The organism is Streptomyces sp. CA-181903 (assembly GCF_050937075.1).
In the GTDB taxonomy this organism is placed as follows: Bacteria; Actinomycetota; Actinomycetes; order Streptomycetales; family Streptomycetaceae; genus Streptomyces.
Genome location: NZ_JBNJLY010000001.1, coordinates 3352727 through 3372895, shown reverse-complemented (window position 1 = coordinate 3372895; position 20169 = coordinate 3352727). Strand labels below are relative to the sequence as shown.

Here is a 20169-nt window from a genome sequence, read left to right as displayed (position 1 = left end):
CCGCGCCCCCCCGCAACCGCGCTTCGCGCGGTTGTCCTCAAGCGCCGGACGGGCTGGAGGGGGCGGGGGTGGGTGGCGGTGCGCGCTGCGCGTGTTGTCCTCCGCCGGACGGGCTAGCTCGTCTCCGGGCGCCAGATCCACGGGGTCGCGTCCGGGGACAGGCCCACCACGCAGAGGCGGTGGGCGCCGTCCGTGTGGAGGGCCGGGGTGGCCACCGGGATCGGCTGGTGGTCGGCGACCGTCGGGTGGGCGTCGTCGGAGGCGGCGTCCAGGACCTGGGCGCGGCCGTCCAGGTTCTTGCCCAGGACCATCAGGGCGTCGCCGCGGCCGCGTTGCGGCAGGGCGCCGGCCGTGAGGGGGCCGTAGCCGGTGAGGTCGCGTACCGCGGAGTCCTTGAGCTTTTCCGTGGCCGCGTCGCCGGTGAGGCGGTATGCCTCGGGGCGGCTCTGGGCCGGCTGGCGGTAGACGACCACCAGCTTTCCGTCGGTGCCGGGGTGGGCCGCCACCGGGTCGCCCGCCGGCTTCGGGAGGCCGTCCAGGGGGAGGAAGCGCATCGGCTTGCCCGGGGCGTCCTGGGACCAGTGGTGGACCGTGTCGCGGCCGACGCCCAGGACGTGGATCCGGCGGTCCCCGTCCAGGGCGACGGTCAGGCCCTCCTGGACGTCCTGGCCGCCCAGGTTGCTCCACTTGCCCCACTTGCCGTTCCGCTCGCGGACCCGGGTGGAGACGCCCTTGCCGGCGTTGCGGACGAACAGGTGGACGCGTCCGTCGGTGTCCGTGACCGCCACCGGGATGCCCACCCGGCGGCCGCGGTCGGCGCTGTGCTCGGGGTTGCCGAGGCCGGTCCAGCCGGTGAACGGGCCGTCGGGGGTGCGCTGGCCCAGGACGACGATCTCGCGGGTGTTCTTCCGGCCCTCGCCTTCGAGGGCGGAGAAGCGCAGGGCGAAGACCAGGCGGCGGCCTTCGGCGTCCTTGACCGTGGACAGAGCGGGGGCCAGCGGGCCGCCGCCGAGGTTCTCGGGGGTGCCCCAGCGGCCGCTGCCCGCCGACGTCTCGCGCCAGCGCACGGCGTGCAGGCCGAGGACCCCGTACGCCTCCAGGCGGCCGCCGCGGTCGCTGTCCACCGTCGGCGTGGCGCCCGGGTGGCGGTAGTGGGTGGAGCGGATCCAGCCCTTGCGGTTCTTCAGCGGGCGGTCGCCGCCCTGGCCGTAGTCGCCGCAGCCGCCGTCGTTGCCGCAGTGCCAGTCGGGGGCGCCGCCGTACGCCTCCACCAGCTCGTGCTTCTGCGCGACGATCTCGTGGGGGAGATTGTGCGGCCAGCGCTGGTTGTAGTAGCCGCGGTAGGACGTGGTGACGAAGCGCGGCGGGTGCTTCTCGCGGCGCGTCGTGTCCGCCGACCACTGGGAGAGCGCCTTCCAGGTGAAGAGGGCCGTCGGGGTGTGGTCGCGGTGGTCCGAGCACGCACCGTAGTCGTTGTCCTTGGGGTGCGTGGCGTCGTGGACCTGGTAGTCGGGGTCCGGGTCCATGGTGTGGACCACCGTCGGCCGGAAACGGTCCATGATCGTTGCCAGGGCGTCCACCAGCGTGCTGTGCCGGTAGGTGCTCGCCTCGGTGCAGGGCGAACCCTTGGCGACCAGGGACTTCGCCTCCGCCCCCGGCTGGTCCCAGAGCTGCGGCATGCGGACGCTGTGCTCGGAGAGCATGGCGACGTTGAGGAAGATCAGGCGGGCCCGGCGGTCCCCGGCGACGAGCTCGTCGGTCTCGGCCTTCACCCCGCCCGGCAGGCTCAGCACGGACTTCTGCCAGGGGGTGAACGGGTGCTTGCCCAGCATCCGCGCGTACGCCTGGCGGAGGCCCTGGTGGCGGGCGGAGGAGTAGGCCGCCTTGTCGTGGTGCTGCCGCTCCTTGCGTGGCATGCCCTCCACCCAGTTCTGTCCTATGGCCTCGCCGGCCGTGACGTAGACGGAGACGACCGGGACGCCGGCGCGGACCATGTGCAGCGCGTCCGGGTTCATGAAGAACAGGTCGTCGTCCGGGTGGGCCAGGATCTGGAGCAGCAGGGGGCCGCGCGCCTCACCGAAGGACTGGGTGGTGCGCGGGTCCACGGCGCGGACCGGGGAGAGGGGGGCGGACTTCTCGGAACCGCTGTCGCTGCATCCCGTCGCCACGGCGGCCGTGACGGCCGCGATCCCGGCGAGCACAGACCGACGCCCGACCGGACGAGCGTTCTGGAACGGAACGGTTCTGCGCTGTGAGATGTTCAACTACCTGACTCCGCTTCATTGTCCAGCGCCCCCCAGTGTGAAAAGGGACGGGGAAGAGGCCCGGCGGGTTGCCCAACTTGCTACAAAGCCTGATTTCCCCTTCGCACGACCTGGCGGTTTTCGGCCACTGTGGCGCGCACGACACCTTCGCGCCACCTCGCCATGGTGAAGATTGACCGTTCCGCCCCGAATGCCCGCATAAACTCGGCAGGGCGGTTTGACATCTGCGCCGGTCGGGGTACGTTCATCGGCTGCGATTGGCGCGGCTTCCGTCCCGTATGGCACACTGTTCAGGTTGCTCGGTTGAGTGCCGATGCTGCGCGCCTCCCGCCGGGAGGACTGGAAGCGAGTCCCGCAGTACTCGTCACCTCTTCTCAGAGGTGGAAGTACGGGAATCTTCCGGGAAGTGTCAGCGGGGTGCCAGCCAGGCACTCGGTGGGTGTCCTTCCCCCACGAACCCCTTGAGCAGGGATCTCCCGTATGGGAGATCTGCTGGAAGGGGGGCGACACGCCCGACCGCGTGGGTCGGAGGGTGAGTGGGAACGGACCGCGATGTTCCGCGAGGAGCGCGCAGCCCGGCCGAGTCCCAGAGCGTTACGAGAGACAGGACTACGAAGTAGCCATGGCGGGACAGAAGATCCGCATCCGGCTCAAGGCCTACGACCACGAGGTCATCGACTCCTCGGCGAAGAAGATCGTCGAGACGGTGACCCGCACTGGTGCGTCGGTCGCGGGCCCGGTGCCGCTGCCCACTGAGAAGAACGTGTACTGCGTCATCAAGTCGCCGCACAAGTACAAGGACTCGCGCGAGCACTTCGAGATGCGCACGCACAAGCGCCTCATCGACATCCTCGACCCCACGCCGAAGACGGTTGACTCGCTCATGCGCCTCGACCTGCCGGCGGGCGTCGACATCGAGATCAAGCTCTGAGGTGACGCGCGAGATGGCTAAGAACATTAAGGGCGTCCTGGGCGAGAAGCTCGGCATGACCCAGGTCTGGGACGAGAACAACCGGGTCGTCCCGGTGACCGTCGTCAAGGCCGGGCCCTGCGTCGTCACCCAGGTCCGCACCAACGACAGCGACGGCTACGAGTCGGTCCAGATCGCCTTCGGCGAGATCGACCCGCGCAAGGTGAACAAGCCCCTCAAGGGTCACTTCGCCAAGGCCGACGTCACCCCGCGCCGCCACCTGGTGGAGCTGCGTACCGCTGACGCCAGCGAGTACACGCTCGGCCAGGAGATCACCGCTGCCGTGTTCGAGTCCGGCGTCAAGGTTGACGTCACGGGCAAGAGCAAGGGCAAGGGCTTCGCCGGTGTCATGAAGCGTCACAACTTCAAGGGCCTCGGCGCCGGTCACGGCACCCAGCGCAAGCACCGCTCGCCCGGTTCCATCGGTGGCTGCGCCACCCCGGGCCGCGTGTTCAAGGGCCTCCGCATGGCGGGCCGCATGGGCAACGAGCGTGTGACCACCCAGAACCTGACCGTCCACGCCGTTGACGCGGAGAAGGGCCTGCTCCTCATCAAGGGCGCGGTTCCTGGTCCGAACGGCGGCCTCGTCCTGGTCCGTACCGCGGCCAAGGGGGCCTGAGGTAACCGATGAGCACCATTGACATCCTTTCGCCGGCAGGCGACAAGGCCGGGACCGTCGAGCTCCCCGCGGAGATCTTCGACGCGAAGGTCAGCGTCCCGCTGATCCACCAGGTCGTCGTCGCGCAGCTGGCCGCTGCCCGTCAGGGCACGCACAAGACCAAGACTCGTGGCGAGGTCCGCGGCGGTGGCAAGAAGCCGTACCGCCAGAAGGGCACCGGTCGCGCCCGTCAGGGTTCGACCCGCGCGCCGCAGTTCGCCGGTGGTGGCGTCGTGCACGGTCCCGTGCCGCGTGACTACTCGCAGCGGACCCCCAAGAAGATGAAGGCCGCCGCCCTGCGCGGTGCCCTCTCGGACCGGGCCCGCCACAGCCGCATCCACGTCGTCTCCGGCGTGGTCGACGGCGCTGCGTCCACCAAGGCCGCCAAGAACCTGTTCGGCAAGATCTCCGAGCGCAAGAACGTGCTCCTGGTCGCCGACCGGTCCGACGAGGCCGCGTGGCTGTCCGCCCGCAACCTGCCCCAGGTGCACATCCTGGAGCCGGGCCAGCTGAACACGTACGACGTGCTCGTCTCCGACGACGTGGTCTTCACCCAGGCCGCTTTCGAGTCCTTCGTGTCTGGCCCCAAGGCCGCTGAAGGGAGCGAAGCCTGATGACTGAGGCCGTCGTCACCAGCAAGACGTTCTCGGACCCGCGTGACCTCCTGGTCAAGCCGGTCGTCTCCGAGAAGAGCTACGCGCTGCTGGACGAGAACAAGTACACGTTCATCGTCGACCCGCGCGCCAACAAGACCCAGATCAAGCAGGCCGTCGAGGCGGTCTTCTCGGTCAAGGTCACCGGGGTCAACACGATCAACCGTCAGGGTAAGCGCAAGCGCACCAAGACCGGTTTCGGCAAGCGCGCCAACACCAAGCGCGCCATCGTGACCCTCGCCGAGGGCGACCGTATCGACATCTTCGGCGGCCCGGTCTCCTAACGGAGTCCGAGTCGTCCGGAATCGGACGAGGACTGAGAAATGGGTATCCGCAAGTACAAGCCGACGACCCCGGGCCGTCGTGGCTCCAGCGTCGCCGACTTTGTCGAGATCACGCGGTCCACGCCGGAGAAGTCGCTGGTCCGCCCGCTGCACAGCAAGGGCGGCCGTAACAACGCCGGTCGTGTGACCGTCCGCCACCAGGGCGGTGGCCACAAGCGCGCCTACCGTGTGATCGACTTCCGTCGTCACGACAAGGACGGCGTGCCGGCCAAGGTCGCTCACATCGAGTACGACCCCAACCGCACCGCACGCATCGCGCTGCTCCACTACGTGGACGGCGAGAAGCGCTACATCATCGCGCCGCGCGGCCTCGGCCAGGGTGACCGCATTGAGAACGGCCCCGGGGCCGACATCAAGCCGGGCAACAACCTGCCGCTGCGCAACATCCCGGTCGGTACGACCATCCACGCCATCGAGCTGCGTCCCGGTGGCGGCGCGAAGATCGCCCGCTCCGCCGGTTCCTCCGTGCAGCTGCTGGCGAAGGAGGGCACGATGGCCCACCTTCGTATGCCGTCCGGTGAGATCCGCCTGGTCGACGTGCGCTGCCGCGCCACCGTCGGCGAGGTCGGCAACGCCGAGCAGTCGAACATCAACTGGGGCAAGGCCGGCCGCATGCGCTGGAAGGGCGTCCGCCCGACCGTCCGCGGTGTCGCGATGAACCCGGTCGACCACCCGCACGGTGGTGGTGAGGGCAAGACCTCCGGTGGTCGCCACCCGGTCTCCCCGTGGGGTCAGAAGGAGGGTCGTACTCGTTCTCCCAAGAAGGCGAGCAACAAGTACATCGTCCGCCGCCGCAAGACGAACAAGAAGCGCTAGGAGCGGGTTTAGATGCCGCGTAGTCTCAAGAAGGGACCCTTCGTCGACGGCCACCTCATCAAGAAGGTGGACGCCCAGAACGAAGCTGGTACCAAGAACGTCATCAAGACCTGGTCCCGCCGCTCCATGATCGTGCCGGCCATGCTCGGCCACACGCTGGCGGTGCACAACGGCAAGACCCACGTCCCGGTGTTCGTCACCGAGTCGATGGTCGGCCACAAGCTCGGCGAGTTCTCGCCGACCCGCACCTTCCGCGGCCACGTCAAGGACGACCGGAAGTCGAAGCGCCGCTAACGCGGGGTGTGAACGACTATGACTGACACCGAAGGGACAACCATGGAAGCCAGGGCCCAGGCGCGGTACATCCGCGTCACGCCCATGAAGGCCCGCCGCGTGGTGGACCTCATCCGTGGCATGGACGCCACGGAGGCTCAGGCGGTCCTGCGTTTCGCCCCGCAGGCCGCGAGCGTGCCGGTCGGCAAGGTGCTGGACAGCGCCATTGCCAACGCCGCGCACAACTACGACCACTCTGACGTCGACAGCCTCTACATTTCCGAGGCCTACGTCGACGAGGGCCCGACCCTGAAGCGGTTCCGTCCGCGCGCCCAGGGCCGCGCCTACCGGATCCGCAAGCGGACCAGCCACATCACCGTGGTCGTCAGCAGCAAGGAAGGAACCCGGTAATGGGCCAGAAGGTTAACCCGCACGGGTTCCGCCTCGGCATCACCACGGACTTCAAGTCCCGTTGGTACGCCGACAAGCTGTACAAGGACTACGTCAAGGAAGACGTCGCCATTCGTCGCATGATGACGAAGGGCATGGAGCGCGCCGGTATCTCGAAGGTCGAGATCGAGCGCACCCGCGACCGCGTCCGCGTCGACATCCACACCGCTCGTCCGGGCATCGTCATCGGCCGCCGCGGCGCCGAGGCCGACCGCATCCGCGGCGAGCTGGAGAAGCTGACCGGCAAGCAGGTCCAGCTGAACATCCTCGAGGTCAAGAACCCCGAGGTGGACGCTCAGCTGGTGGCCCAGGCCGTCGCCGAGCAGCTGTCCTCCCGCGTCTCCTTCCGTCGCGCCATGCGCAAGAGCATGCAGTCGACGATGAAGGCCGGCGCCAAGGGCATCAAGATCCAGTGCGGTGGCCGTCTCGGCGGCGCCGAGATGTCCCGCTCGGAGTTCTACCGCGAGGGCCGTGTGCCCCTGCACACGCTCCGCGCGAACGTCGACTACGGCTTCTTCGAGGCCAAGACCACCTTCGGCCGCATCGGCGTGAAGGTCTGGATCTACAAGGGCGACGTCAAGAACATCGCCGAGGTCCGCGCCGAGAACGCCGCCGCCCGTGCGGGCAACCGCCCGTCCCGTGGCGCCGGCGACCGTCCGGCCCGTGGTGGCCGCGGCGGCGAGCGTGGCGGCCGCGGCCGCAAGCCGCAGCAGGCTGCCGAGGCCCCCAAGGCCGAGGCCACCGCTGCTCCGGCTGAGTCCACCGGAACGGAGGCCTGACCGACATGCTGATCCCTCGCAGGGTCAAGCACCGCAAGCAGCACCACCCCAAGCGGAACGGCATGGCCAAGGGTGGCACCGAGCTCGCGTTCGGTGAGTACGGCATCCAGGCCCTGACCCCGGCCTACGTGACGAACCGGCAGATCGAGTCCGCTCGTATCGCCATGACCCGTCACATCAAGCGTGGCGGCAAGGTGTGGATCAACATCTACCCGGACCGTCCGCTGACGAAGAAGCCGGCCGAGACCCGCATGGGTTCCGGTAAGGGTTCTCCGGAGTGGTGGATCGCGAACGTCAAGCCCGGTCGGGTGATGTTCGAGCTGTCTTTCCCGAACGAAAAGGTCGCTCGTGAGGCGCTGACCCGCGCCGCTCACAAGCTTCCGATGAAGTGCCGCATTGTTCGGCGCGAGGCAGGTGAGTCGTGATGGCCGCTGGTATCAAGGCGACCGAGCTGCGTGAGCTGAACGACGAGGACCTCGTCGCGAAGCTCCGTGAGGCCAAGGAAGAGCTGTTCAACCTCCGCTTCCAGGCGGCGACCGGGCAGCTTGAGAACCACGGTCGGCTCAAGTCCGTCCGTAAGGACATCGCCCGGATCTACACCCTGATGCGGGAGCGCGAGCTCGGCATCGAGACGGTGGAGAGCGCCTGATGAGCGAGAAGAACATGACTGAGACGAACGAGCGCGGTTTCCGCAAGACCCGTGAGGGCCTCGTCGTCAGCGACAAGATGGACAAGACCGTCGTCGTCGCTGTCGAGGACCGCGTCAAGCACGCGCTGTACGGCAAGGTCATCCGCCGTACCAACAAGCTCAAGGCGCACGACGAGCAGAACGCCGCGGGTGTCGGCGACCGCGTCCTCCTCATGGAGACCCGGCCGCTGTCCGCGACGAAGCGCTGGCGCGTCGTCGAGATCCTCGAGAAGGCCAAGTAATCACCTGAGGGCATTAGCCCCCAGGTAAGTTCCGCCAGGCTCGGCGTGGGGCCTCATCCGTGAGGCCCCCGCCGGGAACCGGCAGACGATCAGGAGATAGACGTGATCCAGCAGGAGTCGCGACTTCGCGTCGCCGACAACACTGGTGCCAAGGAGATCCTTTGCATCCGTGTTCTCGGTGGCTCGGGTCGCCGCTACGCGGGCATCGGTGACGTCATCGTCGCCACCGTCAAGGACGCGATCCCCGGTGGCAACGTGAAGAAGGGCGACGTCGTCAAGGCCGTCGTCGTTCGCACCGTCAAGGAGCGCCGCCGTCCGGACGGCTCGTACATCCGCTTCGACGAGAACGCGGCCGTCATCCTCAAGAACGACGGTGACCCCCGCGGCACCCGTATCTTCGGCCCCGTCGGCCGAGAGCTGCGCGAGAAGAAGTTCATGAAGATCGTCTCGCTCGCGCCGGAGGTGCTGTAAGCATGAAGATCAAGAAGGGCGACCTGGTACAGGTCATCACCGGCAAGGACAAGGGCAAGACGGGCAAGGTCATCCAGGCCATGCCCGCCGAGGACCGCGTCCTGGTCGAGGGTGTCAACCGGGTCAAGAAGCACACCAAGGCCGGCCAGACCGCCCGTGGTTCGAAGACCGGCGGCATCGTCACGACCGAGGCCCCCATCCACGTGAGCAACGTTCAGCTCGTCGTGGAGAAGGACGGCAAGAAGGTCGTCACCCGCGTCGGCTACCGCTTCGACGAGGACGGCAACAAGATCCGCGTTGCCAAGCGGACCGGTGAGGACATCTGATGACTGCCACCACCAACGCACCGCGCCTCAAGCAGCGCTACCGCGAAGAGATCATCGGCAAGCTGCGTGAGGAGTTCTCCTACGAGAACATCATGCAGGTTCCGGGTCTGACCAAGATCGTGGTCAACATGGGTGTGGGCGACGCCGCCCGCGACTCCAAGCTGATCGAGGGCGCCATCCGCGACCTCACCACGATCACCGGCCAGAAGCCCGCCGTGACCAAGGCCCGCAAGTCCATCGCGCAGTTCAAGCTGCGTGAGGGCCAGCCGATCGGTGCCCACGTCACCCTCCGCGGCGACCGCATGTGGGAGTTCCTGGACCGCACCCTGTCGCTGGCGCTCCCGCGCATCCGCGACTTCCGTGGTCTGTCCCCGAAGCAGTTCGACGGCCGGGGCAACTACACCTTCGGTCTCACGGAGCAGGTCATGTTCCACGAGATCGACCAGGACAAGATCGACCGCGTCCGGGGTATGGACATCACCGTGGTCACCACGGCGACCAACGACGACGAGGGCCGCGCCCTCCTTCGTCACCTCGGCTTCCCCTTCAAGGAGGCGTGACCGAGATGGCGAAGAAGTCTCTGATCGCGAAGGCCGCGCGCAAGCCGAAGTTCTCGGTCCGCGCGTACACCCGCTGCAACCGCTGCGGCCGGCCGCACTCCGTTTACCGCAAGTTCGGCCTCTGCCGCGTGTGCCTTCGTGAGATGGCTCACCGTGGCGAGCTGCCGGGCGTGACCAAGAGCTCCTGGTAATTCCCACCCGTCGCCCAACCACCGCCCCTCAAGGGCGTCCTGGCGGACGACAGTTTTTAATCTGGGTAACCAGGACTCTCGGTAAGCCAATGGACGGCGGGTACCCGCCCCCGGCTCTCCCGTAGAGTTGAGGGGTTGGGCGCCCGCCGCCCATGACCGCACGTGTCCCGCACCTCTGTGCGGGCCGCATAACGTCGCTTACTACGCCGTAGGTCCCCGCACCGCACCCGCTCCGACAAGCTCGGGGAGAGGGATGGCGCAGATAGGAAACCCCGGCGAGAGAGGCCGAAGGCCAAACATGACCATGACCGATCCGATCGCAGACATGCTGACCCGTCTGCGGAACGCGAACTCGGCTTACCACGACACCGTGGCCATGCCCCACAGCAAGATCAAGGCGCACATCGCCGAGATCCTGCAGCAGGAGGGCTACATCACCGGCTGGAAGGTCGAGGACGCCGAGGTCGGCAAGTCCCTGATCCTCGAGCTGAAGTTCGGCCCGAACCGTGAGCGCTCCATCGCGGGCATCAAGCGGATCTCGAAGCCGGGCCTGCGGGTCTACGCAAAGTCCACCAACCTGCCGAAGGTCCTCGGCGGCCTGGGCGTGGCGATCATCTCCACGTCCCACGGTCTCCTGACCGGCCAGCAGGCCAGCAAGAAGGGCGTGGGTGGGGAAGTCCTCGCCTACGTCTGGTAACCCGGGAACGGAGGAATAGCTAATGTCGCGTATTGGCAAGCTGCCCATCCAGGTTCCCGCTGGTGTGGACGTCACCATCGATGGCCGTGACGTGCAGGTGAAGGGCCCCAAGGGCACCCTGAGCCTGACCCTGTCGGCGCCCATCGTTATCGATAAGGGTGAGGACGGCGTGCTCAACGTCATCCGCCCGAACGACGAGCGTCAGAACAAGGCCCTGCACGGTCTGTCGCGCACGCTGGTGGCGAACATGATCACCGGCGTGACCCAGGGCTACAGCAAGAAGCTCGAGATCAGCGGTGTCGGTTACCGCGTCCAGGCGAAGGGCTCCAACCTGGAGTTCGCCCTGGGCTACAGCCACCCGATCCTGGTCGAGGCGCCCGAGGGCATCACCTTCAAGGTGGAGTCCCCGACCAAGCTGACGGTCGAGGGCATCGACAAGCAGAAGGTCGGCGAGGTCGCCGCGAACATCCGCAAGCTGCGGAAGCCCGACCCGTACAAGGCCAAGGGCGTCAAGTACGAGGGCGAAGTCATCCGCCGCAAGGTCGGAAAGGCGGGTAAGTAAGCCATGGCATACGGTGTGAAGATCGCTAAGGGCGACGCCTACAAGCGCGCCGCCGCGAAGCGCCGCCACATCCGCATCCGCAAGCGGATCTCCGGTACGGCCGAGCGCCCCCGCCTGGTCGTCACGCGCTCCAACCGCGGCATCACCGCCCAGGTCATCGACGACATCAAGGGTCACACCCTGGCGTCGGCGTCGACCCTGGACGCGTCGATCCGCGGTGGCGAGGGTGACAAGAGCGCCCAGGCCAAGAAGGTTGGCGCCCTGGTCGCCGAGCGTGCCAAGGCCGCCGGTGTCGAGGCCGTCGTGTTCGACCGCGGTGGCAACCAGTACGCCGGGCGCATTGCCGCTCTGGCGGACGCCGCCCGCGAAGCCGGGCTGAAGTTCTAAGCCCCGGTTCCGGAGCTAGCGGACGTAACAGAGAGAGGTAATTCCAATGGCTGGACCCCAGCGCCGCGGAAGCGGTGCCGGTGGCGGCGAGCGGCGGGACCGGAAGGGTCGCGACGGTGGCGCTGCCGCCGAGAAGACCGCGTACGTTGAGCGCGTAGTCGCGATCAACCGCGTCGCCAAGGTTGTCAAGGGTGGTCGCCGCTTCAGCTTCACCGCGCTGGTCGTGGTGGGCGACGGTGACGGCACGGTCGGTGTCGGTTACGGCAAGGCCAAGGAAGTTCCGGCTGCCATCGCCAAGGGCGTGGAAGAGGCCAAGAAGAACTTCTTCAAGGTCCCCCGGATCCAGGGCACCGTCCCGCACCCGATCCAGGGCGAGAAGGCGGCCGGCGTCGTCATGCTCAAGCCCGCGTCCCCCGGTACCGGTGTTATCGCCGGTGGCCCGGTGCGCGCGGTGCTCGAGTGCGCCGGCATCCACGACATCCTGTCGAAGTCGCTCGGTTCGTCGAACCCGATCAACATCGTGCACGCCACGGTGGAGGCCCTCAAGGGACTGCAGCGTCCCGAGGAGATCGCCGCCCGTCGTGGTCTGCCGCTCGAGGACGTCGCGCCCGCCGCCCTGCTGCGTGCGCGTGCGGGGGCGGGTGCGTAATGGCTCGTCTCAAGGTCACGCAGACCAAGTCCTACATCGGCAGCAAGCAGAACCACCGCGACACCCTGCGTTCGCTCGGTCTGAAGAAGATCAACGACGTGGTTGTCAAGGAAGACCGTCCCGAGATCCGCGGCATGGTGCAGACCGTCCGCCACCTCGTCACGGTCGAGGAGGTCGACTGACATGGCGGAGCAGAACCCGCTGAAGGTCCACAACCTCCGTCCGGCCCCCGGTGCCAAGACCGCCAAGACCCGTGTCGGTCGTGGTGAGGCGTCGAAGGGTAAGACGGCCGGCCGTGGTACCAAGGGCACCAAGGCCCGTTACCAGGTTCCGGAGCGCTTCGAGGGCGGGCAGATGCCCCTCCACATGCGCCTCCCGAAGCTGAAGGGCTTCAAGAACCCCGCCCACAAGCAGTTCCAGGTCGTGAACCTGGACAAGCTGGCCGCGCTCTACCCGCAGGGTGGCGAGGTCACGGTGGCCGATCTGGTCGCCAAGGGCGCGGTGCGCAAGAACGAGCTCGTCAAGGTCCTGGGCCAGGGCGAGATCTCCGTGGCGATCCAGGTGACGGTCGACGCCGTCTCCGGTTCCGCCAAGGAGAAGATCGCCGCCGCCGGCGGCACCGTCACCGAACTCATCTGAGTTCGTTGACCCGACAACCGGGGATGTCCCATAGGGGCATCCCCGGTTGGTCGTTCCTAGCCGGGCACGGTCGCCGGTAAGGTGGCGTGGACTGTTGCTGTACCCACGGGGGGAATCACCCCCGGGTCGTGCGGACTGTGCTCGTACGGCCATGACTGATATGTATTCGTCGATCCTCAAGACCGTTACCTCTCACGTGGGTGCGTGAGAGGCGCAGGAGGCACCGTGCTCACCGCGTTCGCCCGGGCGTTCAAGACGCCCGACCTGCGCAAGAAGCTGCTGTTCACGCTGGGCATCATGGTGCTCTACCGGCTCGGGTCGCAGGTCCCGATCCCGGGGGTCAACTACCAGAACGTCCAGACGTGTGTCGACCAGGCCAAGAGTGGTCAGGGCCTGTTCGGCCTCGTGAACATGTTCAGTGGTGGCGCGCTGCTGCAGATCACGATCTTCGCGCTGGGGGTCATGCCGTACATCACGGCGAGCATCATCCTGCAGCTGCTCACGGTCGTGATCCCCCGGCTGGAAGCCCTGAAGAAGGAAGGGCAGTCCGGCCAGGCCAAGATCACGCAGTACACGCGTTATCTGACCATCGCGCTCGCCGTGCTCCAGGGCACCGGTCTGGTCGCCGTCGCGCGCAACGGCGCGCTCTTCGGCAACTGCCCGGTCGCGTCCGACATCGTGCCCAACCACTCGATCTTCACGACCATCACGATGGTCGTCACCATGACCGCGGGCACCGCGCTGATCATGTGGCTCGGTGAGCTCGTCACCGACCGCGGCATCGGCAACGGCATGTCGATCCTGATGTTCACCTCGATCGCCGCGCAGTTCCCGAGCGCGCTGTGGGCGATCAAGCTCCAGGGCAAGCTGATGGGCGGCTGGCTGGAGTTCGGCCTCGTCATCCTCTGCGGCCTGGCCATGGTCGGCCTGGTGGTCTTCGTCGAGCAGGCGCAGCGGCGCGTGCCCGTGCAGTACGCGAAGCGCATGATCGGCCGCCGGTCCTACGGCGGGACGTCGACCTACATCCCGTTGAAGGTGAACCAGGCGGGCGTCATCCCCGTGATTTTCGCCTCGTCGCTGCTCTACATCCCGGCGCTGCTGGTGCAGTTCACCGACTCCAAGGACTCGGGCTGGGCGCAGTGGATCCAGGCCAACCTGGTCAAGGGCGACCACCCGATCTACATGGTCACCTACTTCCTGCTGATCGTTTTCTTCGCCTTCTTCTACGTCGCCATCTCCTTCAACCCCGAAGAAGTTGCAGACAACATGAAGAAGTATGGTGGGTTCATCCCGGGCATCCGGGCGGGACGTCCCACCGCGGAGTACCTGAGCTACGTGCTGAACCGCATCACGTGGCCGGGCTCTCTCTACCTGGGCGTGATCGCCCTGGTGCCCACCGTGGCGCTGGTCACACTCAACGCGAACCAGAACTTCCCATTCGGGGGAACCAGCATCCTGATCATCGTGGGTGTCGGTCTGGAGACGGTGAAGCAGATCGAGAGCCAGCTTCAGCAGCGCAACTACGAAGGGTTCCTCCGCTGATGCGAATCGTCCTCGTCGGGCCGCCCGGCGCCGGCAAGGGTACGCAGGCCGCGTACCTCGCCAAGAATCTCGCGATCCCGCACATCTCGACGGGCGACCTCTTCCGGGCGAACATCAGCCAGGGCACCCCGCTGGGCGTCCAGGCCCAGGAGTACATGCGCGCCGGCCAGCTGGTGCCGGACTCGGTGACCATCGGCATGGCCGAGGACCGGATGGACCAGGACGACGCGGCCCGCGGTTTCCTGCTGGACGGCTTCCCGCGCAACATCGGCCAGGCCGAGGCGCTGGACGCGTACCTGAAGGGCAAGGGCCTGAAGCTCGACGCCGTCCTGGACCTGGAGGTCCCCGAGGACGAGGTCGTCAAGCGGATCGCCGGCCGCCGGATCTGCCGCGCGGACAGCAGCCACGTCTTCCACGTGATCTACAACCGCTCGCAGACCGAGGGCGTCTGCGACGCCTGCGGCGGCGAGCTCTACCAGCGCGACGACGACCGTGAGGACACGGTCCGCAAGCGGCTGGAGGTCTACCACAGCGAGACCGAGCCGATCATCGACTACTACAAGGCCCAGGGCCTGGTGGTGACGATCTCCGCGCTCGGCAAGGTCGCCGAGGTGACCCAGCGGGCCATGGAGGCGCTCCCCGCGCGGGACAGCGCCTGAGCCACCGGTGGTGTACGGCCGCGATGCCCTTCGGGGGATCGCGGCCGTAGTGTTGTTTGAACAGTTTTCACAGGACATGTCGTCGAGCCGAGGAAGGCCCCCATGGCGGTAGAGATCAAGACCCCGGACCAGATCGCGAAGATGCGCGAGGCGGGGCTGGTCGTCGCCGCCATCCACGCCGCCACCCGGGAGGCGGCCGTCCCCGGCGCGACCACCAAGGACCTCGACGACGTCGCCCGCAAGGTGCTGGCCGAGCACGGCGCCAAGTCGAACTTCCTCGGCTACGGCGGCTTCCCCGCGACGATCTGCACCTCGGTGAACGAGGTCGTCGTGCACGGCATCCCGAGCGCGGACACCGTCCTGAAGGACGGCGACATCATCTCGATCGACGCCGGCGCCATCGTGGACGGCTGGCACGGCGACGCGGCCTTCACGGCCTTCGTGGGCGGCGGGCACGCGCCGGAGCTGGTGGAGCTCTCCCGGGTCACCGAGGAGTCCATGTGGGCCGGCATCGCGGCCGTGCGGAACGGCAACCGGCTGGTGGACGTCTCCCGGGCCATCGAGACGTACATCCGCCGCCAGCCGCGCCCGGCGACCGGCAAGTACGGGATCATCGAGGACTACGGCGGGCACGGCATCGGCTCCGAGATGCACATGGACCCGCACCTGCTGAACTACGTCTCCCGCAAGCGGGGCCGCGGGCCGAAGCTGGTCCCCGGCTTCTGCATCGCGATCGAGCCGATGGTCTCCCTGGGCACGCCGCGGACGCACGTCCTGGAGGACGAGTGGACGGTCCTCACCGACGATCTGACCTGGTCGTCGCACTGGGAGCACTCCGTCGCCCTGACGGAGGAGGGGCCGCTGGTGCTCACCGCGGTCGACGGCGGCAAGGCGAAGCTGGCGGAGCTGGGCGTGACGGCGGCGCCGGACCCGTTGGGTTGAGGGACGGCGGGGCGGGTGCTTCCCGCCGTCGAGCCGCCGCTTAAGGATCACCGCGGCTGGGCAAGCACCCCTGGATTAGTCTTTCCGGTTGCCCTGACGTAGACTGATGCGTCGGCTCTCGTGTATCCGCATGCCCGCGTTCGTGCGGGGGTACGAATCCCGGAGTCGATCAAGGTAGCCGATTCGAAAGGCGAAGCGTGGCCAAGAAGCAAGGTGCCATCGAGATTGAGGGCACCGTGATCGAGTCTCTGCCGAACGCCATGTTCAAGGTGGAGCTCCAGAACGGTCACAAGGTCCTCGCGCACATCAGCGGCAAGATGCGGATGCACTACATCCGTATCCTTCCCGACGACCGGGTCGTAGTGGAGCTCTCTCCGTACGACCTGACGCGCGGACGGATCGTCTACCGCTACAAGTAGATCTTGTCGGCATCCCGTCTCGGCGGGGTGGTGGCACTGACCCGGAGAACCTCACATCCCATGAAGGTCAAGCCGAGCGTCAAGAAGATCTGCGACAAGTGCAAGGTGATCCGCCGCCACGGCCGGGTCATGGTCATCTGCGACAACCTGCGCCACAAGCAGCGCCAGGGCTGACGCACACCGAACCGCACTCCGCAGTTCTTCGCGCGACGCGAGCAATGTACATACGCAGGGCCCGTCCCTCTCTGTAAGGAGGGCGACACCCCCGGTTTCGGAGGCCGGGGACCCAGTCCGTACCAACTCTTCGCCACGGCGGAGGGGACGGCGGCTGGGAGCGGTCCTGTGGAAGACCTCCGACGAACATCTGGAGCCATTCAATGGCACGCGTTTCCGGTGTCGACATCCCGCGTGACAAGCGCGTGGAGGTCGCACTCACCTACGTCTTCGGTATCGGCCGCACCCAGTCGAAGGCGACCCTCGCCGCGACCGGTGTGAACCCGAACACCCGCGTTCGTGACCTGGCCGAAGAGGACCTGGTCAAGATCCGCGAGTACGTGGACGCCAACCTCAAGACCGAGGGTGACCTCCGTCGCGAGATCCAGGCCGACATCCGCCGCAAGGTCGAGATCGGCTGCTACCAGGGTCTGCGTCACCGTCGTGGCCTGCCGGTCCACGGTCAGCGCACCAGCACGAACGCTCGTACCCGCAAGGGCCCGCGTCGCGCCATCGCCGGCAAGAAGAAGCCGGGCAAGAAGTAGTCCTCAGCGGACGCTCGTCAGCGGTCTTCTCGCGAACTTCGCTGTAAGGACCGACCACCTCCCTGTAGGAGTAAGAGATGCCCCCCAAGGGTCGTCAGGGCGCTGCCAAGAAGGTGCGCCGCAAGGAAAAGAAGAACGTCGCTCACGGCCACGCGCACATCAAGAGCACGTTCAACAACACGATCGTGTCCATCACGGACCCGACCGGCAACGTGATCTCCTGGGCCTCCGCCGGCCACGTCGGCTTCAAGGGCTCGCGCAAGTCCACCCCGTTCGCCGCGCAGATGGCCGCCGAGTCGGCCGCTCGCCGCGCGCAGGAGCACGGCATGCGCAAGGTCGACGTCTTCGTCAAGGGTCCGGGCTCCGGCCGTGAGACCGCCATCCGTTCGCTCCAGGCGACCGGTCTTGAGGTCGGCTCGATCCAGGACGTGACGCCCACGCCGCACAACGGCTGCCGTCCGCCCAAGCGTCGCCGCGTCTGACGCGTCGCCGCAAGGCATGGTTTTCGGGCGGTACGGCTTCTCTCGCGGAGGCCGTGCCGCCCGTACCCTTGCAGTACCAGAAGGGCGTCAAATAGCGGGCGCCCATGACTGAAGGATTCATCGCATGCTGATCGCTCAGCGTCCCTCGCTGACCGAAGAGGTCGTCGACGAGTTCCGCTCGCGGTTCGTGATCGAGCCGCTGGAGCCGGGCTTCGGCTACACCCTCGGCAACTCCCTGCGTCGTACGCTCCTCTCCTCGATCCCGGGTGCGGCGGTCACGTCCATCCGCATCGACGGTGTCCTGCACGAGTTCACCACCGTGCCGGGCGTCAAGGAGGACGTCACCGACCTCATCCTCAACATCAAGCAGCTGGTCGTCTCCTCGGAGCACGACGAGCCGGTCGTGATGTACCTGCGCAAGCAGGGCCCCGGCCTGGTCACCGCCGCGGACATCGCCCCGCCGGCCGGCGTCGAGGTGCACAACCCCGACCTGGTCCTGGCGACGCTGAACGCCAAGGGCAAGCTGGAGATGGAGCTGACCGTCGAGCGCGGTCGCGGCTACGTCTCCGCCGTCCAGAACAAGCAGGTGGGCCAGGAGATCGGCCGTATCCCGGTCGACTCCATCTACTCGCCGGTCCTCAAGGTCACCTACAAGGTCGAGGCGACCCGAGTCGAGCAGCGCACCGACTTCGACAAGCTGATCGTCGACGTCGAGACCAAGCAGGCCATGCGCCCGCGTGACGCCATGGCGTCCGCCGGCAAGACCCTGGTCGAGCTGTTCGGTCTCGCCCGCGAGCTGAACATCGACGCCGAGGGCATCGACATGGGTCCGTCCCCGACGGACGCCGCCCTGGCCGCCGACCTGGCGCTGCCGATCGAGGAGCTGGAGCTCACCGTTCGGTCGTACAACTGCCTCAAGCGCGAGGGCATCCACTCCGTGGGTGAGCTCGTCGCCCGCTCCGAGGCCGACCTGCTCGACATCCGCAACTTCGGTGCGAAGTCGATCGACGAGGTCAAGGCGAAGCTGGCCGGTATGGGCCTCGCGCTGAAGGACTCGCCTCCCGGCTTCGACCCGACCGCCGCCGCCGACGCCTTTGGCGCCGACGACGACGCGGACGCGGGGTTCGTCGAGACCGAGCAGTACTGAGAGCTCGGGCCTCACGGTCCGTACCCGGGTGCGGGTGCGCTGTGCTTGATCGCGCAGTTCCCCGCGCCCCTTCCGGACGGCCCCTTCGGGGCCTGTCCGGATCTCCGACGGGCGTCCGCCCGCTCGGATACTGACTCCGGTACCTGATACGGCCGGGGCAGACCTAAGGAGAAACACCATGCCGCGTCCCACCAAGGGTGCCCGTCTGGGCGGCGGTGCCGCGCACGAGAAGCTGATGCTGGCGAACCTCGCCCGCTCCCTCTTCGAGCACGGCCGCATCACCACCACCGAGGCCAAGGCCCGTCGCCTGCGTCCGGTGGCGGAGCGCCTGATCACCAAGGCGAAGAAGGGCGACATCCACAACCGTCGCCAGGTGCTGCAGACGATCACCGACAAGGGCATCGTCCACACCCTCTTCACCGAGATCGCTCCGCGCTACGCCGAGCGTCCGGGTGGCTACACCCGGATCACCAAGATCGGTAACCGCCGTGGCGACAACGCGCCCATGGCCGTGATCGAGCTGGTCGAGGGCGAGATCGCCAAGAAGGCGACCGTCGCCGAGGCCGAGGCCGCCGCCAAGCGCGCGGTCAAGGAGGCCGACGAGGCCAAGGCCGCCGAGGCGGCCGAGGAGTCGAAGGACGCCTGACGCGTCTGACGTGTCAGTGACGGGCCCGCCCCTTTCCGGGGGCGGGCCCGTCCCGCATTCTGAGAGGAAGCACTCGGTGAGTGACGAGGTGGAGCCCGGTTACGTCCGGGTGCGGCTGGACCTGTCGTACGACGGCAAGGACTTCTCCGGCTGGGCCAAGCAGCGCGAGGGCCAGCGGACGGTCCAGGGCGAGCTGGAGGACGCGATCCGGACCGTGACGCGGTCCAAGCGGACCTACGAGCTGACGGTCGCCGGCCGGACGGACGCCGGGGTGCACGCCCGCGGCCAGGTCGCGCACGTCGATCTGCCCGTCGAGGTGTGGGCCGAGCACGAGGACAAGCTGCTGCGCCGGCTGGCCGGCCGGCTGTCGCACGACGTGCGGGTGTGGCGGGTCGCGGAGGCGCCCGCCGGGTTCAACGCGCGGTTCTCCGCGATCTGGCGGCGGTACGCCTACCGGGTCGTGGACCACCCGGCGGGAGTCGACCCGCTGCTGCGCGGGCACGTGCTGTGGCACGACTGGCCGCTGGACGTCGACGCGATGAACGCGGCGGCCCAACGGCTCGTCGGGGAACACGACTTCGCGGCGTACTGCAAGAAGCGCGAGGGCGCCACGACCATCCGTACGCTCCAGCGGCTCGACTGGGAGCGGGACGCCGACGGGGTGATCACCGCGACCGTCAAGGCCGACGCGTTCTGCCACAACATGGTGCGGTCGCTGGTCGGCGCGCTGCTGTTCGTCGGCGACGGGCACCGGCCGGTGGACTGGCCGGGCAAGGTGCTGGCGGCCGGGGTGCGCGACTCGGCGGTGCACGTGGTGCGGCCGCACGGGCTGACCCTGGAGGAGGTCGGCTACCCGGCCGACTCCGAGCTCGCGGCCCGCAACCGGGAAGCGCGCAACAAGCGCACGCTCCCCGGGCGTACCGGCGGCTGCTGCTAGTCCGTCGCTGCTTTCAGA

At 67.7% G+C, this 20169-nt stretch carries 32 protein-coding genes; 31 read left to right on the top strand and 1 reads right to left on the bottom strand.

Annotated features, from left to right (window positions below; all coding sequences use genetic code 11):
* Positions 1–113: 113 nt before the first annotated feature.
* Positions 114–2201: a PIG-L family deacetylase gene (locus ACQEVS_RS15015; protein WP_433020537.1), complete on the bottom strand. Its 2088-nt coding sequence runs from the start codon at positions 2199–2201 to the stop codon at positions 114–116.
* Positions 2202–2886: 685 nt separating this feature from the next.
* Here ACQEVS_RS15015 and rpsJ point away from each other — a divergent pair.
* The 31 genes from rpsJ to truA all read left to right on the top strand — a co-directional run bounded on the left by rpsJ (position 2887) and on the right by truA (position 20151).
* Positions 2887–3195: a 30S ribosomal protein S10 gene (rpsJ, locus tag ACQEVS_RS15010; protein WP_003948644.1), complete on the top strand. Its 309-nt coding sequence runs from the start codon at positions 2887–2889 to the stop codon at positions 3193–3195.
* Between the two features lie 13 nt (positions 3196–3208).
* Positions 3209–3853, top strand: coding sequence for a 50S ribosomal protein L3 (gene rplC, locus ACQEVS_RS15005; protein ID WP_086567349.1), 645 nt, complete (start codon positions 3209–3211; stop codon positions 3851–3853).
* An 8-nt stretch (positions 3854–3861) separates the two neighbouring features.
* Entirely contained in the window at positions 3862–4506 is a 645-nt protein-coding gene (gene rplD, locus ACQEVS_RS15000; protein WP_433020533.1) for a 50S ribosomal protein L4, read from the top strand.
* On the top strand, positions 4506–4829 hold the full coding sequence (gene rplW / locus ACQEVS_RS14995; RefSeq protein ID WP_058046827.1) for a 50S ribosomal protein L23: 324 nt from the start codon (positions 4506–4508) through the stop codon (positions 4827–4829). The genes rplD and rplW overlap by 1 nt, the downstream gene beginning before the upstream one ends.
* Positions 4830–4868: 39 nt before the next feature.
* Positions 4869–5705: a 50S ribosomal protein L2 gene (rplB, locus tag ACQEVS_RS14990; RefSeq protein WP_004950440.1), complete on the top strand. Its 837-nt coding sequence runs from the start codon at positions 4869–4871 to the stop codon at positions 5703–5705.
* 12 nt (positions 5706–5717) lie between these two features.
* The gene (gene rpsS, locus ACQEVS_RS14985; RefSeq protein ID WP_004950443.1) at positions 5718–5999 is read left to right on the top strand and encodes a 30S ribosomal protein S19; all 282 of its coding nucleotides are present in this window, start codon (positions 5718–5720) and stop codon (positions 5997–5999) included.
* A gap of 42 nt (positions 6000–6041) precedes the next feature.
* A complete protein-coding gene (gene rplV / locus ACQEVS_RS14980; RefSeq protein WP_004950444.1) occupies positions 6042–6389 on the top strand; it encodes a 50S ribosomal protein L22 in 348 nt (115 codons plus the stop codon).
* Positions 6389–7207 carry a 30S ribosomal protein S3 gene (rpsC, locus tag ACQEVS_RS14975; protein WP_071964543.1) on the top strand — a complete coding sequence of 273 codons (819 nt, stop codon included), beginning with the start codon at positions 6389–6391 and terminating at the stop codon, positions 7205–7207. The genes rplV and rpsC overlap by 1 nt, the downstream gene beginning before the upstream one ends.
* A 5-nt stretch (positions 7208–7212) precedes the next feature.
* Positions 7213–7632: a 50S ribosomal protein L16 gene (gene rplP / locus ACQEVS_RS14970; protein WP_106677952.1), complete on the top strand. Its 420-nt coding sequence runs from the start codon at positions 7213–7215 to the stop codon at positions 7630–7632.
* On the top strand, positions 7632–7856 hold the full coding sequence (gene rpmC / locus ACQEVS_RS14965; RefSeq protein ID WP_030368408.1) for a 50S ribosomal protein L29: 225 nt from the start codon (positions 7632–7634) through the stop codon (positions 7854–7856). Before rplP ends, rpmC begins: the two co-directional genes overlap by 1 nt.
* Positions 7856–8137: a 30S ribosomal protein S17 gene (rpsQ, locus tag ACQEVS_RS14960; RefSeq protein ID WP_004950457.1), complete on the top strand. Its 282-nt coding sequence runs from the start codon at positions 7856–7858 to the stop codon at positions 8135–8137. Before rpmC ends, rpsQ begins: the two co-directional genes overlap by 1 nt.
* A 102-nt stretch (positions 8138–8239) precedes the next feature.
* Positions 8240–8608: a 50S ribosomal protein L14 gene (gene rplN, locus ACQEVS_RS14955; protein ID WP_004946682.1), complete on the top strand. Its 369-nt coding sequence runs from the start codon at positions 8240–8242 to the stop codon at positions 8606–8608.
* 2 nt (positions 8609–8610) lie between these two features.
* Positions 8611–8934, top strand: coding sequence for a 50S ribosomal protein L24 (gene rplX / locus ACQEVS_RS14950; RefSeq protein WP_004946679.1), 324 nt, complete (start codon positions 8611–8613; stop codon positions 8932–8934).
* Entirely contained in the window at positions 8934–9494 is a 561-nt protein-coding gene (rplE, locus tag ACQEVS_RS14945; protein WP_004946672.1) for a 50S ribosomal protein L5, read from the top strand. Before rplX ends, rplE begins: the two co-directional genes overlap by 1 nt.
* A 5-nt stretch (positions 9495–9499) precedes the next feature.
* Positions 9500–9685, top strand: coding sequence for a type Z 30S ribosomal protein S14 (locus tag ACQEVS_RS14940; RefSeq protein ID WP_004946670.1), 186 nt, complete (start codon positions 9500–9502; stop codon positions 9683–9685).
* A gap of 298 nt (positions 9686–9983) precedes the next feature.
* A complete protein-coding gene (gene rpsH, locus ACQEVS_RS14935) occupies positions 9984–10382 on the top strand; it encodes a 30S ribosomal protein S8 (protein ID WP_004946667.1) in 399 nt (132 codons plus the stop codon).
* A 22-nt stretch (positions 10383–10404) separates the two neighbouring features.
* Positions 10405–10944 carry a 50S ribosomal protein L6 gene (gene rplF / locus ACQEVS_RS14930; RefSeq protein WP_433020520.1) on the top strand — a complete coding sequence of 180 codons (540 nt, stop codon included), beginning with the start codon at positions 10405–10407 and terminating at the stop codon, positions 10942–10944.
* Between the two features lie 3 nt (positions 10945–10947).
* Positions 10948–11331: a 50S ribosomal protein L18 gene (gene rplR, locus ACQEVS_RS14925; protein ID WP_004946663.1), complete on the top strand. Its 384-nt coding sequence runs from the start codon at positions 10948–10950 to the stop codon at positions 11329–11331.
* Positions 11332–11377: 46 nt separating this feature from the next.
* Positions 11378–11980, top strand: a complete 603-nt coding sequence (gene rpsE, locus ACQEVS_RS14920) for a 30S ribosomal protein S5 (RefSeq protein WP_004946659.1) — start codon at positions 11378–11380, stop codon at positions 11978–11980.
* Positions 11980–12162 carry a 50S ribosomal protein L30 gene (rpmD, locus tag ACQEVS_RS14915; protein WP_171169730.1) on the top strand — a complete coding sequence of 61 codons (183 nt, stop codon included), beginning with the start codon at positions 11980–11982 and terminating at the stop codon, positions 12160–12162. The genes rpsE and rpmD overlap by 1 nt, the downstream gene beginning before the upstream one ends.
* Position 12163: 1 nt before the next feature.
* Positions 12164–12619: a 50S ribosomal protein L15 gene (gene rplO, locus ACQEVS_RS14910; RefSeq protein WP_185943965.1), complete on the top strand. Its 456-nt coding sequence runs from the start codon at positions 12164–12166 to the stop codon at positions 12617–12619.
* A 225-nt stretch (positions 12620–12844) separates the two neighbouring features.
* Positions 12845–14161, top strand: coding sequence for a preprotein translocase subunit SecY (gene secY, locus ACQEVS_RS14905; RefSeq protein ID WP_185943966.1), 1317 nt, complete (start codon positions 12845–12847; stop codon positions 14159–14161).
* On the top strand, positions 14161–14820 hold the full coding sequence (locus ACQEVS_RS14900) for an adenylate kinase (RefSeq protein WP_433020514.1): 660 nt from the start codon (positions 14161–14163) through the stop codon (positions 14818–14820). The genes secY and ACQEVS_RS14900 overlap by 1 nt, the downstream gene beginning before the upstream one ends.
* Before the next feature lie 102 nt (positions 14821–14922).
* Entirely contained in the window at positions 14923–15762 is an 840-nt protein-coding gene (gene map, locus ACQEVS_RS14895; RefSeq protein WP_433020511.1) for a type I methionyl aminopeptidase, read from the top strand.
* A gap of 197 nt (positions 15763–15959) precedes the next feature.
* Entirely contained in the window at positions 15960–16181 is a 222-nt protein-coding gene (gene infA, locus ACQEVS_RS14890; protein ID WP_003956442.1) for a translation initiation factor IF-1, read from the top strand.
* Positions 16182–16241: 60 nt separating this feature from the next.
* A complete protein-coding gene (gene rpmJ / locus ACQEVS_RS14885) occupies positions 16242–16355 on the top strand; it encodes a 50S ribosomal protein L36 (RefSeq protein WP_003956441.1) in 114 nt (37 codons plus the stop codon).
* A 203-nt stretch (positions 16356–16558) separates the two neighbouring features.
* On the top strand, positions 16559–16939 hold the full coding sequence (rpsM, locus tag ACQEVS_RS14880; RefSeq protein WP_004946638.1) for a 30S ribosomal protein S13: 381 nt from the start codon (positions 16559–16561) through the stop codon (positions 16937–16939).
* A 77-nt stretch (positions 16940–17016) separates the two neighbouring features.
* Positions 17017–17421 carry a 30S ribosomal protein S11 gene (gene rpsK / locus ACQEVS_RS14875; RefSeq protein ID WP_003948617.1) on the top strand — a complete coding sequence of 135 codons (405 nt, stop codon included), beginning with the start codon at positions 17017–17019 and terminating at the stop codon, positions 17419–17421.
* 124 nt (positions 17422–17545) lie between these two features.
* Positions 17546–18568, top strand: a complete 1023-nt coding sequence (locus ACQEVS_RS14870; RefSeq protein ID WP_004946635.1) for a DNA-directed RNA polymerase subunit alpha — start codon at positions 17546–17548, stop codon at positions 18566–18568.
* Positions 18569–18746: 178 nt separating this feature from the next.
* On the top strand, positions 18747–19214 hold the full coding sequence (gene rplQ / locus ACQEVS_RS14865; RefSeq protein WP_433020507.1) for a 50S ribosomal protein L17: 468 nt from the start codon (positions 18747–18749) through the stop codon (positions 19212–19214).
* A 76-nt stretch (positions 19215–19290) separates the two neighbouring features.
* Positions 19291–20151 carry a tRNA pseudouridine(38-40) synthase TruA gene (truA, locus tag ACQEVS_RS14860; protein WP_433020504.1) on the top strand — a complete coding sequence of 287 codons (861 nt, stop codon included), beginning with the start codon at positions 19291–19293 and terminating at the stop codon, positions 20149–20151.
* The last annotated feature ends 18 nt before the right edge of the window (positions 20152–20169 follow it).